General features: G+C 45.0%; 14 protein-coding genes and 1 pseudogene. All 15 read right to left on the reverse strand.

The features are described 5' to 3' along the window. Positions 1 to 8: 8 nt before the first annotated feature. Positions 9 to 956 carry a S66 peptidase family protein gene (locus BN6539_RS01860; RefSeq protein WP_067533098.1) on the reverse strand — a complete coding sequence of 316 codons (948 nt, stop codon included), beginning with the start codon at positions 954 to 956 and terminating at the stop codon, positions 9 to 11. Positions 957 to 1,166: 210 nt separating this feature from the next. Further along, positions 1,167 to 3,116, reverse strand: coding sequence for an elongation factor G (locus BN6539_RS01865; protein WP_067533101.1), 1,950 nt, complete (start codon positions 3,114 to 3,116; stop codon positions 1,167 to 1,169). Between the two features lie 368 nt (positions 3,117 to 3,484). Beyond that, the gene (locus tag BN6539_RS01870) at positions 3,485 to 4,453 is read right to left on the reverse strand and encodes a diguanylate cyclase domain-containing protein (RefSeq protein WP_227142493.1); all 969 of its coding nucleotides are present in this window, start codon (positions 4,451 to 4,453) and stop codon (positions 3,485 to 3,487) included. Positions 4,454 to 4,632: 179 nt separating this feature from the next. Continuing rightward, entirely contained in the window at positions 4,633 to 4,791 is a 159-nt protein-coding gene (locus tag BN6539_RS22220; protein ID WP_156524165.1) for a hypothetical protein, read from the reverse strand. 13 nt (positions 4,792 to 4,804) lie between these two features. Continuing rightward, complete coding sequence (locus tag BN6539_RS01875) at positions 4,805 to 5,239, reverse strand: hypothetical protein (protein WP_067533107.1); 435 nt, start codon at positions 5,237 to 5,239, stop codon at positions 4,805 to 4,807. 177 nt (positions 5,240 to 5,416) lie between these two features. Further along, positions 5,417 to 5,581: a hypothetical protein gene (locus BN6539_RS22225; RefSeq protein ID WP_156524166.1), complete on the reverse strand. Its 165-nt coding sequence runs from the start codon at positions 5,579 to 5,581 to the stop codon at positions 5,417 to 5,419. A gap of 175 nt (positions 5,582 to 5,756) precedes the next feature. Next, a complete protein-coding gene (locus tag BN6539_RS01880; RefSeq protein ID WP_067533110.1) occupies positions 5,757 to 6,386 on the reverse strand; it encodes a hypothetical protein in 630 nt (209 codons plus the stop codon). Positions 6,387 to 6,398: 12 nt separating this feature from the next. Then, a complete protein-coding gene (locus BN6539_RS01885; RefSeq protein ID WP_067533113.1) occupies positions 6,399 to 7,103 on the reverse strand; it encodes a flavodoxin family protein in 705 nt (234 codons plus the stop codon). A gap of 30 nt (positions 7,104 to 7,133) precedes the next feature. Next, on the reverse strand, positions 7,134 to 8,093 hold the full coding sequence (locus tag BN6539_RS01890) for a lysine exporter LysO family protein (RefSeq protein ID WP_067533116.1): 960 nt from the start codon (positions 8,091 to 8,093) through the stop codon (positions 7,134 to 7,136). A 475-nt stretch (positions 8,094 to 8,568) separates the two neighbouring features. Further along, a complete protein-coding gene (locus BN6539_RS01895; RefSeq protein ID WP_242869362.1) occupies positions 8,569 to 9,285 on the reverse strand; it encodes a type III toxin-antitoxin system ToxN/AbiQ family toxin in 717 nt (238 codons plus the stop codon). A gap of 278 nt (positions 9,286 to 9,563) precedes the next feature. Then, complete coding sequence (gene asnS, locus BN6539_RS01900) at positions 9,564 to 10,958, reverse strand: asparagine--tRNA ligase (protein WP_067533122.1); 1,395 nt, start codon at positions 10,956 to 10,958, stop codon at positions 9,564 to 9,566. Positions 10,959 to 11,453: 495 nt separating this feature from the next. Further along, the gene (locus BN6539_RS01905; RefSeq protein WP_242869363.1) at positions 11,454 to 12,059 is read right to left on the reverse strand and encodes a PDDEXK nuclease domain-containing protein; all 606 of its coding nucleotides are present in this window, start codon (positions 12,057 to 12,059) and stop codon (positions 11,454 to 11,456) included. 12 nt (positions 12,060 to 12,071) lie between these two features. Further along, positions 12,072 to 12,332, reverse strand: a pseudogene (locus tag BN6539_RS23380) (DUF1016 N-terminal domain-containing protein); the annotation flags it as partial. 269 nt (positions 12,333 to 12,601) lie between these two features. Beyond that, complete coding sequence (gene lysS, locus BN6539_RS01915) at positions 12,602 to 14,563, reverse strand: lysine--tRNA ligase (protein WP_067533128.1); 1,962 nt, start codon at positions 14,561 to 14,563, stop codon at positions 12,602 to 12,604. Positions 14,564 to 14,579: 16 nt separating this feature from the next. Beyond that, the gene (gene greA / locus BN6539_RS01920; RefSeq protein ID WP_067533131.1) at positions 14,580 to 15,059 is read right to left on the reverse strand and encodes a transcription elongation factor GreA; all 480 of its coding nucleotides are present in this window, start codon (positions 15,057 to 15,059) and stop codon (positions 14,580 to 14,582) included. Positions 15,060 to 15,079 lie beyond the last annotated feature (20 nt).

A 15,079-nucleotide genomic window follows, 5' to 3' on the forward strand; every position in this document is an offset into this window, starting at 1 on the left:
CCTTTTTATTAAACAACTCCGTTTTCGAGAATGCGGAAGGTTTTCTGTCCGCAATCCAGTTCTGCCAGGACACCTAAGGGGATGGTGGCAAGGTCATCGGTATGACCTAAAGGCAGCCCGTATAAGACAGGGATGCCCAGAGGGCTGAGATAATACTCCAAAACATCTTCCAGGCTGGTATCTACAAGGAATCCTGGCTCATATTTGAATGGAACACAGTTCTTGCATTCCCCCACTATGATGCCCGCCGCTTCCTGCAGTTTGCCTGCATTTCTCAGATGACACAGCATGTGGTCGAAGATCCAGGGTTCCGTATCCACATCTTCGATGAGCAGAATACGCCCCTTCGTCTCGATTTCATAAGGCGTGCCCAGGCTTGCGCAGATCAGCGTCAGATTCCCGCCGATCAACGTCCCCTGGCACTTCCCCTTTCCTATGGGATTGAGCCACTTTTTCTCATCGGCTAAAGGGATCTCTCCCAAAGGTTCCGTACTTTCCAGCGCCTTAAAAAACTGCTTCTCCGTATAAGGCGTCAAATCCTCTTTGTTGAATCTCGCCATGCCCGGCCCGTGAAAGGTGACAAGTCCTGCCATTTTGTTCATCGCCAGATGCAGGGATGTGATATCACTGAAACCCGTAAAAATCTTCGGATTGCTGGCAATGGCATTGAAGTTCAGTTTGTCAAAAAGCTGGGCAGATCCATAACCTCCCTGGGTGACAAAGATGGCATCAACAGTGTCATCTCTGAACATCTGGTTGATGTCTTCGGCCCGTTCCTCTTCGGTGGCTGCAACAAAGCCCTTTCTCTTATTGACATTGCGCCCGACTTTGACTTGATAGCCCATCGCCTCCAGCGTTTCAATGCCTCTTGTCACCTCACTCTTATTTTCAGAAGGGCTGGCTGGCGACACAATGCCGATAGTATCGCCTTCACATAGTCGCTTTGCTTTCTTCATCAATTACCTCCTTCCCGTTTTACATCGCTGTTCATATTGTGAACGTTATGTTCCTATGGTGAATTTTGGCTATTATAAGCCAACCGATTTTAAAGGTCAAGATTTTTCTAACAATTCTCATAAATTACCACAGATTTCACAATATGAACAAGATTGCACGAAAAAAGGAGCTGCTGTGTAATACAGCAACTCCCTGTGTTTCGTTATTGATTATTCCGCCTGATGTTCTGCGATGATCTTATCTGCAATCATCTTAGGAACTTCTTCGTATCTATCGAATTTCAATTCAAAGCTTCCTCTGCCCTGGGTCATAGAGCGAAGTCCAAGAGCATAATCGAAAAGCTCTGCCTGCGGCGCTTCTGCCAGCAGCTTCTGTCCGCCGTTGGTCTGCGGCTCCATACCGAGAATCTTTCCTCTTCTCTTGTTCATGTCGCCCATGACGTCGCCCATGTAATCGTCAGGCACATAGATTTCCATATGCATGATCGGCTCTAACAGACACGGCTTTGCTTCTACGATACCTTTCTTGAAAGCCAGCGATGCAGCAATCTTAAAGGATACTTCGTTGGAGTCCACATCGTGGTAGGATCCATCATAGAGCACAGCTTTGACGTTTACTACCTTGCATCCTGCAAGAGGGCCTTTCTGCATGCTTTCAATCAGACCCTTTTCTACAGCCGGAACGTAGTTCTTCGGAATGGAACCGCCGAACAGCTCTTCTGAGAACTCGAATTCCTGCGCAGATGGTGAGAATTTGATATGTACGTCACCATATTGGCCGGCACCGCCTGACTGTTTCTTGTGTTTACCCTGTACGTCGGACGTGCCTTTGATAGTTTCTCTATATGCAATCTTCTGCGGAACGACTTTGACGTTAACACCGAATCTATCCTTCAGTTTCGCCATGATGATGCCAAGTTGGATGTCACCCTGTCCGCCTAAAAGCGTCTGATGCGTTTCTGCATTTCTTTCTACTACAAAAGACGGATCTTCTTCTCTCAGTCTTGAAAGACCTGAACCCATTTTCTCCTCGTCTGCTTTGTCAGCAGCTTCAATAGCAACGAAATAGGTTGGCGATGGGAAATCCAGCGGTAAATATCTGATTTCATCATTCTTATCGCAGAGGGTGTCTCCTGACAGAGTGTACTGTAATTTTGCCACTGCGACGATATCGCCTGCTTCTGCATAGTTCAGTTCTAACTGTTCTTTACCTCTGAGGAAGAACAGCTTGCCCAATTTCTCGGCTTTGCCAGTTCTCTCGTTGAGGACTTCTGTGCCCGAGTTGATCTTACCGGTAACGACCTTCATGATGGAAATCTTTCCGACAAATGGGTCGACGATGGTTTTGAAGACAAAGGCTGACATCGGTGCATCTGTAACGGACAATCTTTCAACTGGTTCATTGTCATCGTTGAATCCCGCATACGGTCCATGCTGCAGCGGTGTAGGAACATATGTAAGCAGAAGGTCTAAGAGGCCCTCGATACCTTCACCCAATTGGAACGCTGAAGAGCATACCGGAACGATGACACCTTCAGAAATGCCTTTTACCAATCCATTCTTTATCTCTTCATCGGAGAAATCGTCTCCGTTGAAGTATTTTTCCATCAGTTCGTCATCGGCCATAGCGATGGCCTCTTTCAGTTCTTCGTCAATCTCTGCTGACAGCGGCCAACTGAACGGAATCAGTGTTTCGCCGAATTTTGCCTTTAACTCATCAAAGGTCTTATAGAAGTCAAACTCATCTTTATCTCTTTTGTTGATAACGATGAATCGCGGCGTCTTGTATCTTTCGCATGCATCCCAAGCAGCCTCTGTACCTACCTGAATGCCTGATCCTGCATCTACCAAAATCACTGCGGCTTCTGCAGCTCGCAGTGCGGCGTTTACTTCTCCAACAAAGTCAAAGTAACCCGGTGTATCTATAAAATTGATCTTGCTGTCTTTCCATTCAATTGGAACGACGGAAGTATTAATTGAATATCCTTTTTCAATCTCCATCTTGTCATAGTCGGAAACGGTATTTCCATCTTCCACCTTACCCAGCTTCTTGATTACCCCTGTTGCCATGAGTGCTGATTCCAAGAATGTAGTTTTACCACATCCACCATGTCCAAGTAAAGCAACGTTTCTAATAGTTTCGCTTGTATAGCCTTTCATCAATAAGACCTCCTACTTTTAATTTACGGCAGCCACTTAATGGTTCTTCCCTTGCGGCGAAGCCGCCCGGACTGTTGAAACCATTATACTGCGACAATTCCTCTGAGCTTAAAATCGCACGCCGTAGTTCAATGGTTTCTTCCTCTCGGCGAAGCCGCCAAGACTGTTGAAACCATTATACTGCGGCAGTTCCTCTGAATTTAGAATCGCATGCCGTAATTCAATGGTTTCTTCCTCTCGGCGAAGCCGCCAAGACTGTTGAAACCATTATAACAAAAAAGCCACTGTCACACAATGGCTTTTTGAATAGTTAGAATATTCGGCTGTATTTTCCTGGCATACGTCATCTGTTTTTCGCAGCTCTTTTATTATTCCAGTCCTGCAATCTGCGCTTTCCCATTTTCTTTTGCCTGATAAAGAGCCTTGTCTGCTTTTTGCCAGACAGCTTCGTAGTTGTTCCCATCCTTTGGCACTTCGGCAATGCCAACGCTGATTGTCACTTGCTGTGGCAACGCCAAAACGCCTTGGCTTTCTTTCCAATCCTGGAGCAGCCTATCAATCTGTTCTCTAACTGTGTCTGACCTACCTGGAAGATAGACGATAAACTCGTCACCGCCAATTCGGCCAATCATCGCCTGCGGAAAGGACGTCTTCAGGCTTTGTGCGAAAAGGATCAAAACCTTGTCCCCAAAGGGATGTCCATAATGGTCGTTCAGACGCTTAAAATCATCAATATCCATCATCAGCATCTTGCCCGCCGCTTCTTCTGCCATAGCCCGATTAACGATTTCTTTCAAATAAAGTCTATTTAAAAGACCTGTCATCGTATCGTGACGCAGATTGTAGATAATCTGGCGGCTGCTCTCTTCAACCATGCGGTGGGGAAAGAATTCATCGCGAGCTTGGTTAGCGTCTGGCACAGACTGATGCACATGCAGCAGTTTCCAACCTGTCGCCGTTTTCCGTAAGACCATGGTAAAACGAAATCTCATATCATACAAAATGCCGTCTCCTCCATTTTCTTTCACTGCTAACTCACCGATTACCAAAAATAGGGACTTAGATAGTTCCGTTGCCTGATACCACTGATCTTTGATGATGAAAGCGCCGTCCCATTCCTGACTTTCCCGGGTGATGGAGGTTATAAATGACTCTACATTAGGGCACATTTCGTGAGCACCTGTTCCTATCACACTGATTTGTTCGTCAATCACTTCGTCCATTATGTCATATCTTCTCTCTACAAGATATTTTTGCCAGACATAGCGGCAAAATTCTTCTGCTGTCATGTTCACGTCCATCCGCTCAACCTCATTTTCTGTAGTATTTCTATTCATTGTACCTACAAAAAACAGCCGGGTCAATAGCGCGGCTGCATTCAATGGTAAAATATATATTCGCTCAGCGGCTTGTTCTAACCAATCATAAATCTCAGTTGGAAGAGGTCGCCTTTCTCTACACTTTGATAATCCTCTTTTTCCTCAATCTTTGCAACGACGCGATAAGGATCATAACGTTATGCTTCTGTACTCTCATTCTGCTCTGCCTTCTCTCTTGCAATCCTGATATCCCGCTCCAGCTTTACAAGTTCGTAAGCTTTGTAAGCATACACTGCCGCGATAATGGAAGCGACTAGTGGCGCAATCGTAAAAATAACTCCAAATAATTCAAACATTCATTAAATCTCCTTAAAAGGTTAAACTTGAGTAGCGTTCTTCGCCACTATCATTCCAGACAATACCAAGAGAACTGCCTTTCATCTTTTTAAATTTTGTCTCTTGAAAGGCGTACCCCTCTCTATTTGCGTTGCCAACTAACAGACTTTCAATGGGTCCCAAGTTGTGACTTCCCGCTTTGAGGAGGCTAGTCTCTCTATCTGTATTTGCCAGGCATTCAATACTGATTTCACCAATATCCCCCTGATGGTTGCCGTAATAAAATAGATAACCTTGGTATCCACCTGCAGGATTAACCCTGTCTTTCACGATATAGGCCTTCCACAACCCGTCTTTGCTCTCTGCAAAGAGGCCGTTGCTCTTCACTGACAGGATACCGCAGACAATCACACCAACAATAACGAGAACGAGAACCCCTGCTCTTATCAAAATCTTTCTCTTATCCATAGCGTATTACCCCTCTAAGTGAAGTCCAATTTATAATATTTAAATAGAACAAAGTCACACCTACTTTATTTATCAGTTTATTCCGATAATTCAGCTTCGTCAATAGGGGTAAGGCAAACTTAAGAATTATTAAGAATTTCGCGGGTTCGGTGCCTATCATTTCATGTCGTTTCGCCTCTATGAATGCAGCAGAACCAACGTCATCACGATGATTCCCATGGTGATGCTTGACAGGACAGTTCCAGCAAAGCTGTCATTTTTGATTGACCCGATCAGTGACAAAGGAAATACAAAACCTGACACCATCGAGGCGTACATCAAAACAGTTATAAAGTCGCCCATAATTTAACCTCCCTATTTCATTACATCAGTTATTCTGATTTCAGTTTATGCCCAAAGCATCATATAGTCAATATAGGTATTTATTTCTTAAGGATTATTAAGAAATATAATAAATATGCGGGTTCTGCTGCTATGACTTCTATCGTAGCTAAAGCTGTCTCCCGCATTCCTTATATCATTTAAAATGTCTAATATTCATTTTCTCAAATTCTTTATAATTTTCTTCCGTTATACCCATTGAAAAGCTTTGCTCATGAGAGCAGATACACATCCAGACATTTCCTTCCCAATCAGCAAAGGCCGGATCCTCAAACTCATATGCTCCCATGTACAGTGGACAGGCAAAGATATCTTTTCGCTGCTCCCTTAGATCTACCTGCTCTTTATCAAAATAGCAGAGATCCCAAATCGTTCCTGGACGATATGTCGTAAAGGACGATGTCGCAAACTCTCTTTTCACAAGGCCCCATTCAGCGAGGTCTTCCATCAGCGTGTCTTCTTTCTTAAAGCTGCCACGAATTTGCTGCAGTTCCTTGATTTCCTGTTTCGCATTTGACCTGATATTGTCGATACCCCACTGCCGCGGGCTCAGGGTTCTGATGTATCGGATCTGACGCTCGCTCCGCTGTTTAACTTCTTCAATCGCCTCGCGCTTCAGCTTCTCTACCACTGAGTCTTCTATCTTCTCCCTATGTTCTCGCGGCAGCACAATATACTTGCTTCTGCGCAGGCAAAATTGCACCAATGCCTTCGACTGTGCAGAATTTACCTTCCCCCAGGGAACACCTCCATCCAAATAGATCATTCGATTCTCCCTTTACTTATCTTTCCACGGCCTGGCGCTGCCTGTAGACCAGCCCTTTTCTTCCCAGTAAACCTTATCCGCAGGATTGAAGCCGCGTTTCTGCGCGATGCTCATGACCTTGAAGAGGCCTTTCGTCTTCAACGACGGTTTCACGCTCCTTGCTCTGTCTTTGATCTTTGCCGCCAATTGGTCGGTCTTCTTCTCGATCTGCTGCCGTTTCTTTGCCGATACCTCGCTCCACTTGATGGCGTGAACAGCCAGCCCATAGCGATAAATTTTGCCGATTCCCCAGAAGAAACAGCTGTCGGCAATATCCTTACAGGTCGGCTTCATGCCTGCCCCTGCCGCGGTAGAGATGACAACCGCCTGCTTGCCAAACATCTTCGCCTCAGGCCTGTGGACCATCCATCGGTAACCGTAGTGATCGAGAAATGCCTTCATGGAACCCGTCGCATGGTAAACATAAACCGGAGATGTAAAAATCAGCACGTCAGCTTCATCCATCCGCTCCGTCAGCGGCTTTATCGTCTCGTAGTGGGGACAAAGGCTTTCACCCTCCATAAAGCACCTGGCGCAGCCGCAACAAAAATGCGGCATATCCCTGGGGAGAAAGATCTCGTCGATTTCCGCAGGCAGCGTCAGCTTCTCCGCCAAAATCTTCCCTATGTGATATGTCGAACCCTTGTGGTTCTGACCGTTGATTAACAATACTTTCATCGAAATACCCCCTCTATATCATATGGCGGCCTACGCCATAACACTACACAATATAGGTAAAATCACTGGTACGCCAAAGGTCAGAACAATACCGACAATCAATGCCACCAGTCCCAACTCTCTGCCGACCACTTTTGTTACAGGCACCAGCATGGAATCCATATTCCCGGCAGCTCCGGATGCGATAGGTGCACTTTTACTTACCCGCCCCAAGACAGGCAGAAGAAGTACCGTAAAAAAGTCTCTGAACACGTTAATCATAAACCCATAGACACCTGCCTCAGGACCGAAACTAGACAGCATGGTCGCTCCCGTCATACTGTAATAGCCAACACCGCTTGCCGAAATCACAGCATATTTCAACGGCATGCCGGTTAGGAACGCTGCAACGGCACCGCCAGCCATGCTGCCGACCCAGACTCCAAGCACCAAATAGATGATCTTAAAACCTACCATTTTGATGTACCGAAATACGCTCTTGTTCTGTCCCATTCCGATACCGACGCTGGTATAGAGAATCACTAAAGACGTCCAAAGGGCGTAATCGAGAAGGAAAACCTTCGTCTTTGGCATGAAGAAATAACAGCCAAAAGCGCCCGCCAGGACGCTGACAGGGATCAGAATCAAAATCGGATCGATGCCCTTTTTCTCGTCTGAGTCGACGCTAAGCCTTGCGCTCCCTTCAGAATCGTCTAATTGCATTTGGCTATATTCCTCTAAAAGAAGAACGGTTTTTTCGATAAGCAGACAGAACAGGACACTGCCGACGATGGCACAAAGACAGGTTGCCAGGCAGTTAAACCCGACTGTACCGATTTCGGCAATCACTTCTTCGTCGGTTCCTACGTTTCCGCCAATGGTAATCATCAGTATAACCAGGGAAATCGTCGTCACCCAGTCTACCGCTCTATATGCTGCCTGTGGCAGTTTTTGAAATCCGATCAAAAGACCGAGCCCCATACAGGCAAAGGGCATGATTGTTGCCAGCATCAGGTGCCTCCGATTTTTAGTCTAATCCCACTTTTCTTTATCTTACCATATGTGCATCAGTAAAACCATCCCTTTCGAGGTAAGACAATCCCGCAAATACATCAAGGCACTGTGCCACGATACTTTTGTGCTTTTCTTGAAGGTTTAGGTAGTTTGACCTAAATGTCTACTTATAAATCAGCCGGTTATTAGACAAAACTTAGAAAAACCTGCAAAATAAAGGCTTTCAGGTTATTTTTTTCTGATTATCCGGTTTGTCGAGGCTGGAAATGCCCATCAAATATAACCGCAGACAAAAAACAAACAGAAACCTTCACCTATAGCGGATTTTGCAACGGGAGTTTTAGGTCAGAAAACCAAAATAATCGCTAAAAGCACAAATATATCGTGAGACGGAATCTCTGACCGTGCTGCACATCCATGCACTTAAGAAGGAAGCCGTCAAATATCAGTAAATTTGTTATTATCGTTGTGCTCATCCTGTTCCCTCAACATAAAGCTTACACTTTTCTTCTAACAATTTAAAATCACAGCAGCGTTTCTGCAGTGACTCAGGCGGTCTTTTTTCCATCAATTCATAAAGCCTCGCCGCTTTCTTCATGATACTTTCGCCGTTCTTCTGGCACCAGCGGTATTGATTCAAAAGAAGGTCCTTGTACTGCCTTTCTGTTACAGTTGAACAAGGCAGCGTATCAAATCGCAGAGGTCTTACGGCTGATCGAACTACTGGTATCATATTGTTTAAATTGATTGCGCCGTAAGCTCCACCGTTGATTTTCAAAAAATCGACTTGATTTTTCATATTTTGGTGTTTCTGCTTTGGGCTGGTCAACGGAGCATAATAATCAACATCGTTTATGGAAAGCAGCACGCCCACAAAAGGTCGGTGTGTTTTTGCATCATCGATTGCCATGATCCTATTGTCAAACTGCACAAGATAATAATAATATCTTTCATCCAAAGTGTAAAATTCTAATTTCTGATGCATTTCGCCCCGCCTTTCCTTCACAATAAACAAAGAGGAGCCAGCACCGTGATATGACCACTGCACTAGCTCCTCTGGCTTTTTTCGCTCCCACTTCCGGCTGGGTACACCGCTTTTTTCGCTCCCACTTTCGGCTGGGTACACCGCTTTTTTCGCTCCCACTTTCGGCTGGGTACACCGCTTTTCTTTATTATACGATTTCGCCAAAGAATATGCAAGGTGTTGCTTGGTTTTCTATATTTCCATTTTATTCCATATTTTGAGTTTTGTCAATACAAATTCAGTCTTGCTTCCGGGGAAAGGCACTTTTGGTTTCAGAACGGTTCCAGCAGACGCAGCATGGGCACTCCCTTTGCATTGTGCGGATTTTTTAGGCGTTATCGGCCTTTTTCGTGTCGATAGGGGTTAAAAAGCGATTGACAGGCGCCTCTTCCAACAACACAAAAAACAGCGAAACAAAAATGTTTCGCTGCAATGCTTATTTTTTAAAATTCTGCTGTTTTTGGCGTTCTTGGGAACGGCAGCACGTCTCTGATATTGCCCATACCTGTAATATATAGGACGATTCTCTCAAGACCCAGTCCGTAGCCTGCGTGTTTCACTCCGCCGTATTTGCGAAGATCCAAATACCACCAGTAATCTTTCTCATCAAGATCCAATTCTGCCATTCTCTGTGTCAGAACATCCAGTCTCTCTTCTCTCTGGCTTCCGCCAATGATTTCACCAACACCTGGCACCAGCAAATCGCAGGCTGCCACGGTCTTGTTGTCTTCGTTGAGCCTCATGTAGAAAGCTTTGATCTCTTTTGGATAATCCGTGACAAAGAGTGGTTTCTTGAAAATCTCTTCTGTCAGATAGCGTTCGTGCTCTGTCTGCAGGTCGATACCCCACTCAACAGGATACTGGAATTCTTTGCCGGATTTCTTCAGCAGTTCCACCGCCTCCGTGTAAGTCACCCTGCCAAAATCGGAGTTCACAATATTGTCCAGGCGTTCAAGCAGTCCTTTTTCCATGAACTTGTTGAAAAACTCCATCTCTTCCGGTGCATGCTCCAGAACATAGTTGATGATGTATTTGACCATAGCCTCTGCCAGCTCCATGTTATCCTCGAGGTCTGCAAAAGCGATTTCCGGCTCAATCATCCAGAACTCAGACGCATGTCTTGCAGTATAGGAGTTCTCGGCTCTGAAAGTCGGCCCGAAGGTGTACACGTTTCTAAACGCCAGGGCAAAAGTCTCCGCTTCCAGCTGTCCGCTTACGGTCAAGCTAGTTTCCTTGCCGAAGAAGTCTTCACCGTAGTCGATCTTGCCCTCTTCTGTTCTCGGCGGATTCTCCATATCCAGGGTGGTGATTCTAAACATCTCTCCAGCGCCTTCACAGTCGCTGCCCGTTACGATCGGCGTGTGGACATAGACAAAGTCGTTATCCTGGAAGAACTTGTGAATAGCATAAGATACCAGAGATCTGACTCTGAAGACAGCAGAGAAGGTATTGCTCCTCGGTCTCAGGTGTGCGATCTCTCTCATGAACTCCATGGAATGTCTTTTCTTCTGCAGTGGATAATCTGCCGCCGAATCCGCTTCTATGACGACCTCCGCAGCTTTGATCTCGAAAGGCTGCTTTGCCTCCGGCGTCAGAGTGACAGTTCCGCGAACCATCAAAGCTGAGGAAATCAGCGCCTTGGCAATCTGGTCGAAGTTGTCGATTTTGTCAGCTTCATAAACAATCTGAACGGACTTAAAAAAAGTTCCGTCATTAATCTCTATAAATCCAAACTTATTAGAGCTTCTATTCGTTCTAACCCAACCTCTGACCACGATCTCTTTGTCAGCGTACTGTGCAGTGTTTCTGTGAAGCTCTCTAAGCTGTATATCTTTCATTCTTTCTACCTTCCTTTCGTAATAGCTTATTTTTGGCCGGTTTGCATCAGCCCGAAGATTCCGAAAAATCATTAATGAACTTATCATACCATGCCTATTAAAAATGTTCAAGTGGGGAATTTACCTGTAAAAGGTATTTTGCCCAGTATCGGGTAATTTACCCATCGCTGTCAGCACAAATCCTCAATGTTCTTTGAATTGATACTTGCCTTTCCCGTGACAGGATATTGGTTCGATGACCTCCGCCTGTAACAGTTTGGAAATCAATTTGGAAGCATCTACGCTTTTCAATTCAAGAAGTTCCATAACAGCACTTCTGCCAAAGACTTCATCATAGCCGAACTCCTCAAATGGAAATATATGCGTTAGGCGAAAAGGAAAAGGCTGTTTCAGGGAGAATCTCTGCTATCCACGAAGATACCTTGTCCGCTTCTGACTCTTTTAAATATTCCTTGAACGGGTCTTGTTCCATATCTACCACCTTTCTTAACTCATTTATTGTGGACTACTTTCGCTCTTCTCCTTCTGCTGCAGATAGAACATTGCCTTCTGTGTTTCGATTTCTGCTTTCAGTTCCTCTTTCGTCGGCAAGTATAATTTGTATTTGGACGCAAAGAGCTGTTCATTGCCATGCATAATAGAATAGCGGGCGATGCCCTCATCAGTATCAGCACACAGAACGATGCCAATAGTGGGGGTGTCTCCTTCGCTCTGTTTCAACTCATCATACATACGAATATACATATCCATCTGCCCCACATCCTGATGTGATATTTTCTCTGTTTTTAGGTCAATCAGGACAAAGCATTTCAGTATGTAATTGTAAAACACAAGGTCTATATAGTAATCTTGTTTTTCGGTATGGATGTGCTGCTGTCTCGCTACAAAAGCATATCCTTTTCTGAGTTCCAGAATAAAATTTTGCAGATTGGAAAGTATACTTTTTTCAAGATCGCTTTCTGTAAAATCGGCGTTCTGTGAAAACCCCAAGTACTCTGCGATCACTGGAATTTTGATAAATTCCAACTTGTCGTTCTGATACGATGTGGCCAGTTCTTTCATCTCTGTTTCAATAAGCTCCTGCTTCTGAGTCTTCAGCATACGGTAATAATACTGAGATGAAATATTCCGCTGTAAGGTACGAACACTCCAAGTCTGTTCTTTAGCTTCTCTCTCATACCAGTCACGAGCTTTCTTGTCGTTTACCTGCAAAAGAACACGATAATGCGTCCAAGAAAGATATATTTCAGATTTTCCACTCGGTGAGTGGAAAATCTCAGGGAAGCATTTGTAGAACGCATAAAAACTATATAAATTTGTCTTAGTAAAACCCTTCCCATATTTTTCTGTAAGAGTTTTAGACAGTTTTTTGATGACGTTCCCTCAAGGGTTCTATAATTCCGCACATATCTTTTAACAAATCATCTGTTTTAACAAAATTAGCATAAGACTATTTTGACCATTTTCCTCTAATTTACTCTCCATAGCATTTGCCCCTCCGATATCGTTTCCGTTTTTTGCCGGTTCTATAGCCAAAATGGGCAATCCCTTTTGGAACTGCCCATTCATATTGTCAATTATGCAATTTTTATCCGCGACACGTATTTCTGTATCCGCTCGTGCGGTCGCAGAGTACATCCCGTTTAGTACAACTTTGCGCCTGCTGGAATCTGGTCGTCTACAATCAGAAGGTTCAGTCCTTCTTCGCCGTCATTCTCGTAGACTGCGGAGATCAGCATGCCGCAGGAGTCGATGCCCATCATCTTTCTAGGCGGGAGATTGGTGATTGCAATTGCAGTCCTTCCAATCAGCTCTTCCGGCTCGTAATACTCGTGGATGCCGCTTAAGATAATGCGGTCTGTATCGGTTCCATCATCAAGGACAAACTTCAAAAGCTTCTTGCTCTTTGGCACAGCTTCACACTCTTTGATCTTTACCGCTCTGAAGTCAGACTTACTGAATGTATCGAAATCGACATCCTCTTCAAATAAAGGTTCCACCTTTACCTTTGAAAAGTCGATTTCTTCTCTCTTTAATGGAGCCTGTGGTGCGGCTTTCTTTGGGCTGTCGCCTTTCTCTGGTTTCATGGTCGGGAAGAGAATGATGTCTCTGATTGACGGTGCATCGGTGATGAGCATGATGACTCTATCGATGCCTACGCCCAGTCCGCCTGTCGGCGGAAGTCCGACTTCCAATGCATTGACAAAGTCCATATCCATCGGATGTGCCTCGTCGTCCTCACCGGAATCCAGCTGCGCCTGCTGCGCAGTAAATCTCTCGAACTGATCGATCGGGTCGTTGAGCTCGGAGAAGGCATTGGCGATTTCCCAGCCGTTGATATATGCTTCGAATCTCCTGGTGATTCTAGGATCTTCTGGATCTCTCTTTGACAGCGGTGAAATTTCAACCGGATGGCCTACGATGAATACTGGTCCGTCTAAGTATCCCGGAACGTCTTCGCAGTAATCTTCAAACATCTCAGCGATGATCTTTCCTCTGGTCCACTTATTAGCATCCTCTGGATCCATGCCGTATTTGATGGCCGCTGCTCTCGCTTCTTCATCTGTGTCAATCTTGCTGAAGTCAATGCCTGTGATCTCCTTTACGGCATCTGCCATGTTCAGTCTTCTCCAAGGCGGTGTCACGTCAAATTCTTTGCCCTGGTATTTGATAATCGGAGAACCGTTGACAGCCATGGCAGATTTGTACACGACCTGCTCCGTTACGTCCATGACGCTTTCCATGTTTCCGTATGCCATGTAGCATTCCATGGAAGTAAATTCAGGATTGTGGTTTCTGTCCATGCCTTCGTTTCTGAACATCTTGCCCATTTCGTAGACACGATCCAGACCGCCGACAATCAGTCTCTTCAAGTAAAGTTCGTTGGAAATACGCAGCTTCATGTCGATGTCAAGGGTATTGTGATGGGTATTGAACGGTCTTGCGTTAGCTCCGCCTGCGATGGTGGTCAGAATTGGCGTATCCACTTCCAGGAAGCCGTAGTCCTCTTCCAATACTCTCTTAATTTCGTGTATGATGACAGATCTCTTGATAAACATCTCCCTTACTTCAGGGTTCATGATCAAATCCGTATACCTCTGTCTGTATCTGATGTCTTGGTCCTTCAGTCCATGCCATTTGTTAGGCAGCACCTGCAGCGATTTTGATAAGAGCACCAGCTTCTTTACCTGAATTGAGATTTCTCCAGCCTTTGTTTTAAATACAATACCTTCAACGCCGACGATATCTCCGATATCGTAAGTCTTGAACCAGTCGTACTCTTCGGAACCAATATCGTCTTTTTTGACCACACCCTGGATTCTGCCCTGCTTATCCTGAATGTCGATAAAGGCCATCTTCCCCATTCTTCTGAAAGCCATGATTCTGCCTGCGCAAGAAACTTCCTGGTCTTCCATCGCGTCAAAGTTATCTTTGATGTCCATGCTGTGGGCAGTCACATCCCAGGTTTCCTGAAGAAACGGATTCCTGCCAGCCTCCTGCAGTTTCTTCAGCTTTTCTCTTCTAATCTGTCTCTGTTCATTTAACTTTTCTTCCGAAAGTTCTTCTTCCGGTTGCACATTTACATTGTTATCTTGTGTACTCATTTTAACCACCCTTATATTACTTGCTGATTTCTTCTATTGTATAATGTAAAGTTCCATCAGGAACTAATATTTCAACTACTTCTCCGATTCGTTTTCCCAGAAGGCTTCGACCGACCAATGACTCGTTTGAAATCTTTGCCGGTGTTGCAAAAGGATCTGCTTCTGTGGAACCGACGATAACGAATTCCTGCTCCTCACCGTTGCTTTTATCCTTGACTCTCACTTTGAGGCCGACGTTCACCTGGTCGCCTGAAACCTCGTCTTCGTTGATGATCTTTGCATTTCTCATCATGGTTTCCAGCTTGTGAATTCTCTCTTCCAGTTCAGCCTGCTCATTTTTAGCCGCATCGTATTCCGCATTTTCAGAAAGGTCTCCATAGGAAATTGCTTCCTTTAATCTTTCGGAGACTTCCTTTCTTCTGACGGATACGAGTTCATCTCTCTCCGCTTCTAGTTTATCGTAACCCTCCTGGGTTAGAAGTATTTCTTCTGACATATCTTAATCTCCTTTCAGGT

This window comes from Emergencia timonensis, assembly GCF_900086585.1.
GTDB classification, from domain to species: domain Bacteria; phylum Bacillota; class Clostridia; order Peptostreptococcales; family Anaerovoracaceae; genus Senimuribacter; species Senimuribacter timonensis.

What these genes read in the sequence shown, in the direction of transcription:
- greA (WP_067533131.1), bottom strand. Translation starts at nt 15,059, where the DNA reads ATGTCAGAAGAAATACTTCTAACCCAGGAGGGTTACGATAAACTAGAA.
- asnS (WP_067533122.1), bottom strand. Translation starts at nt 10,958, where the DNA reads ATGAAAGATATACAGCTTAGAGAGCTTCACAGAAACACTGCACAGTAC.
- BN6539_RS01885 (WP_067533113.1), bottom strand. Translation starts at nt 7,103, where the DNA reads ATGAAAGTATTGTTAATCAACGGTCAGAACCACAAGGGTTCGACATAT.
- BN6539_RS22225 (WP_156524166.1), bottom strand. Translation starts at nt 5,581, where the DNA reads ATGGGCGACTTTATAACTGTTTTGATGTACGCCTCGATGGTGTCAGGT.
- BN6539_RS01860 (WP_067533098.1), bottom strand. Translation starts at nt 956, where the DNA reads ATGAAGAAAGCAAAGCGACTATGTGAAGGCGATACTATCGGCATTGTG.
- BN6539_RS22220 (WP_156524165.1), bottom strand. Translation starts at nt 4,791, where the DNA reads ATGTTTGAATTATTTGGAGTTATTTTTACGATTGCGCCACTAGTCGCT.
- BN6539_RS01880 (WP_067533110.1), bottom strand. Translation starts at nt 6,386, where the DNA reads ATGATCTATTTGGATGGAGGTGTTCCCTGGGGGAAGGTAAATTCTGCA.
- BN6539_RS01905 (WP_242869363.1), bottom strand. Translation starts at nt 12,059, where the DNA reads ATGCTGAAGACTCAGAAGCAGGAGCTTATTGAAACAGAGATGAAAGAA.
- BN6539_RS01870 (WP_227142493.1), bottom strand. Translation starts at nt 4,453, where the DNA reads ATGAATAGAAATACTACAGAAAATGAGGTTGAGCGGATGGACGTGAAC.
- BN6539_RS01875 (WP_067533107.1), bottom strand. Translation starts at nt 5,239, where the DNA reads ATGGATAAGAGAAAGATTTTGATAAGAGCAGGGGTTCTCGTTCTCGTT.
- lysS (WP_067533128.1), bottom strand. Translation starts at nt 14,563, where the DNA reads ATGAGTACACAAGATAACAATGTAAATGTGCAACCGGAAGAAGAACTT.
- BN6539_RS01865 (WP_067533101.1), bottom strand. Translation starts at nt 3,116, where the DNA reads ATGAAAGGCTATACAAGCGAAACTATTAGAAACGTTGCTTTACTTGGA.
- BN6539_RS01890 (WP_067533116.1), bottom strand. Translation starts at nt 8,093, where the DNA reads ATGCTGGCAACAATCATGCCCTTTGCCTGTATGGGGCTCGGTCTTTTG.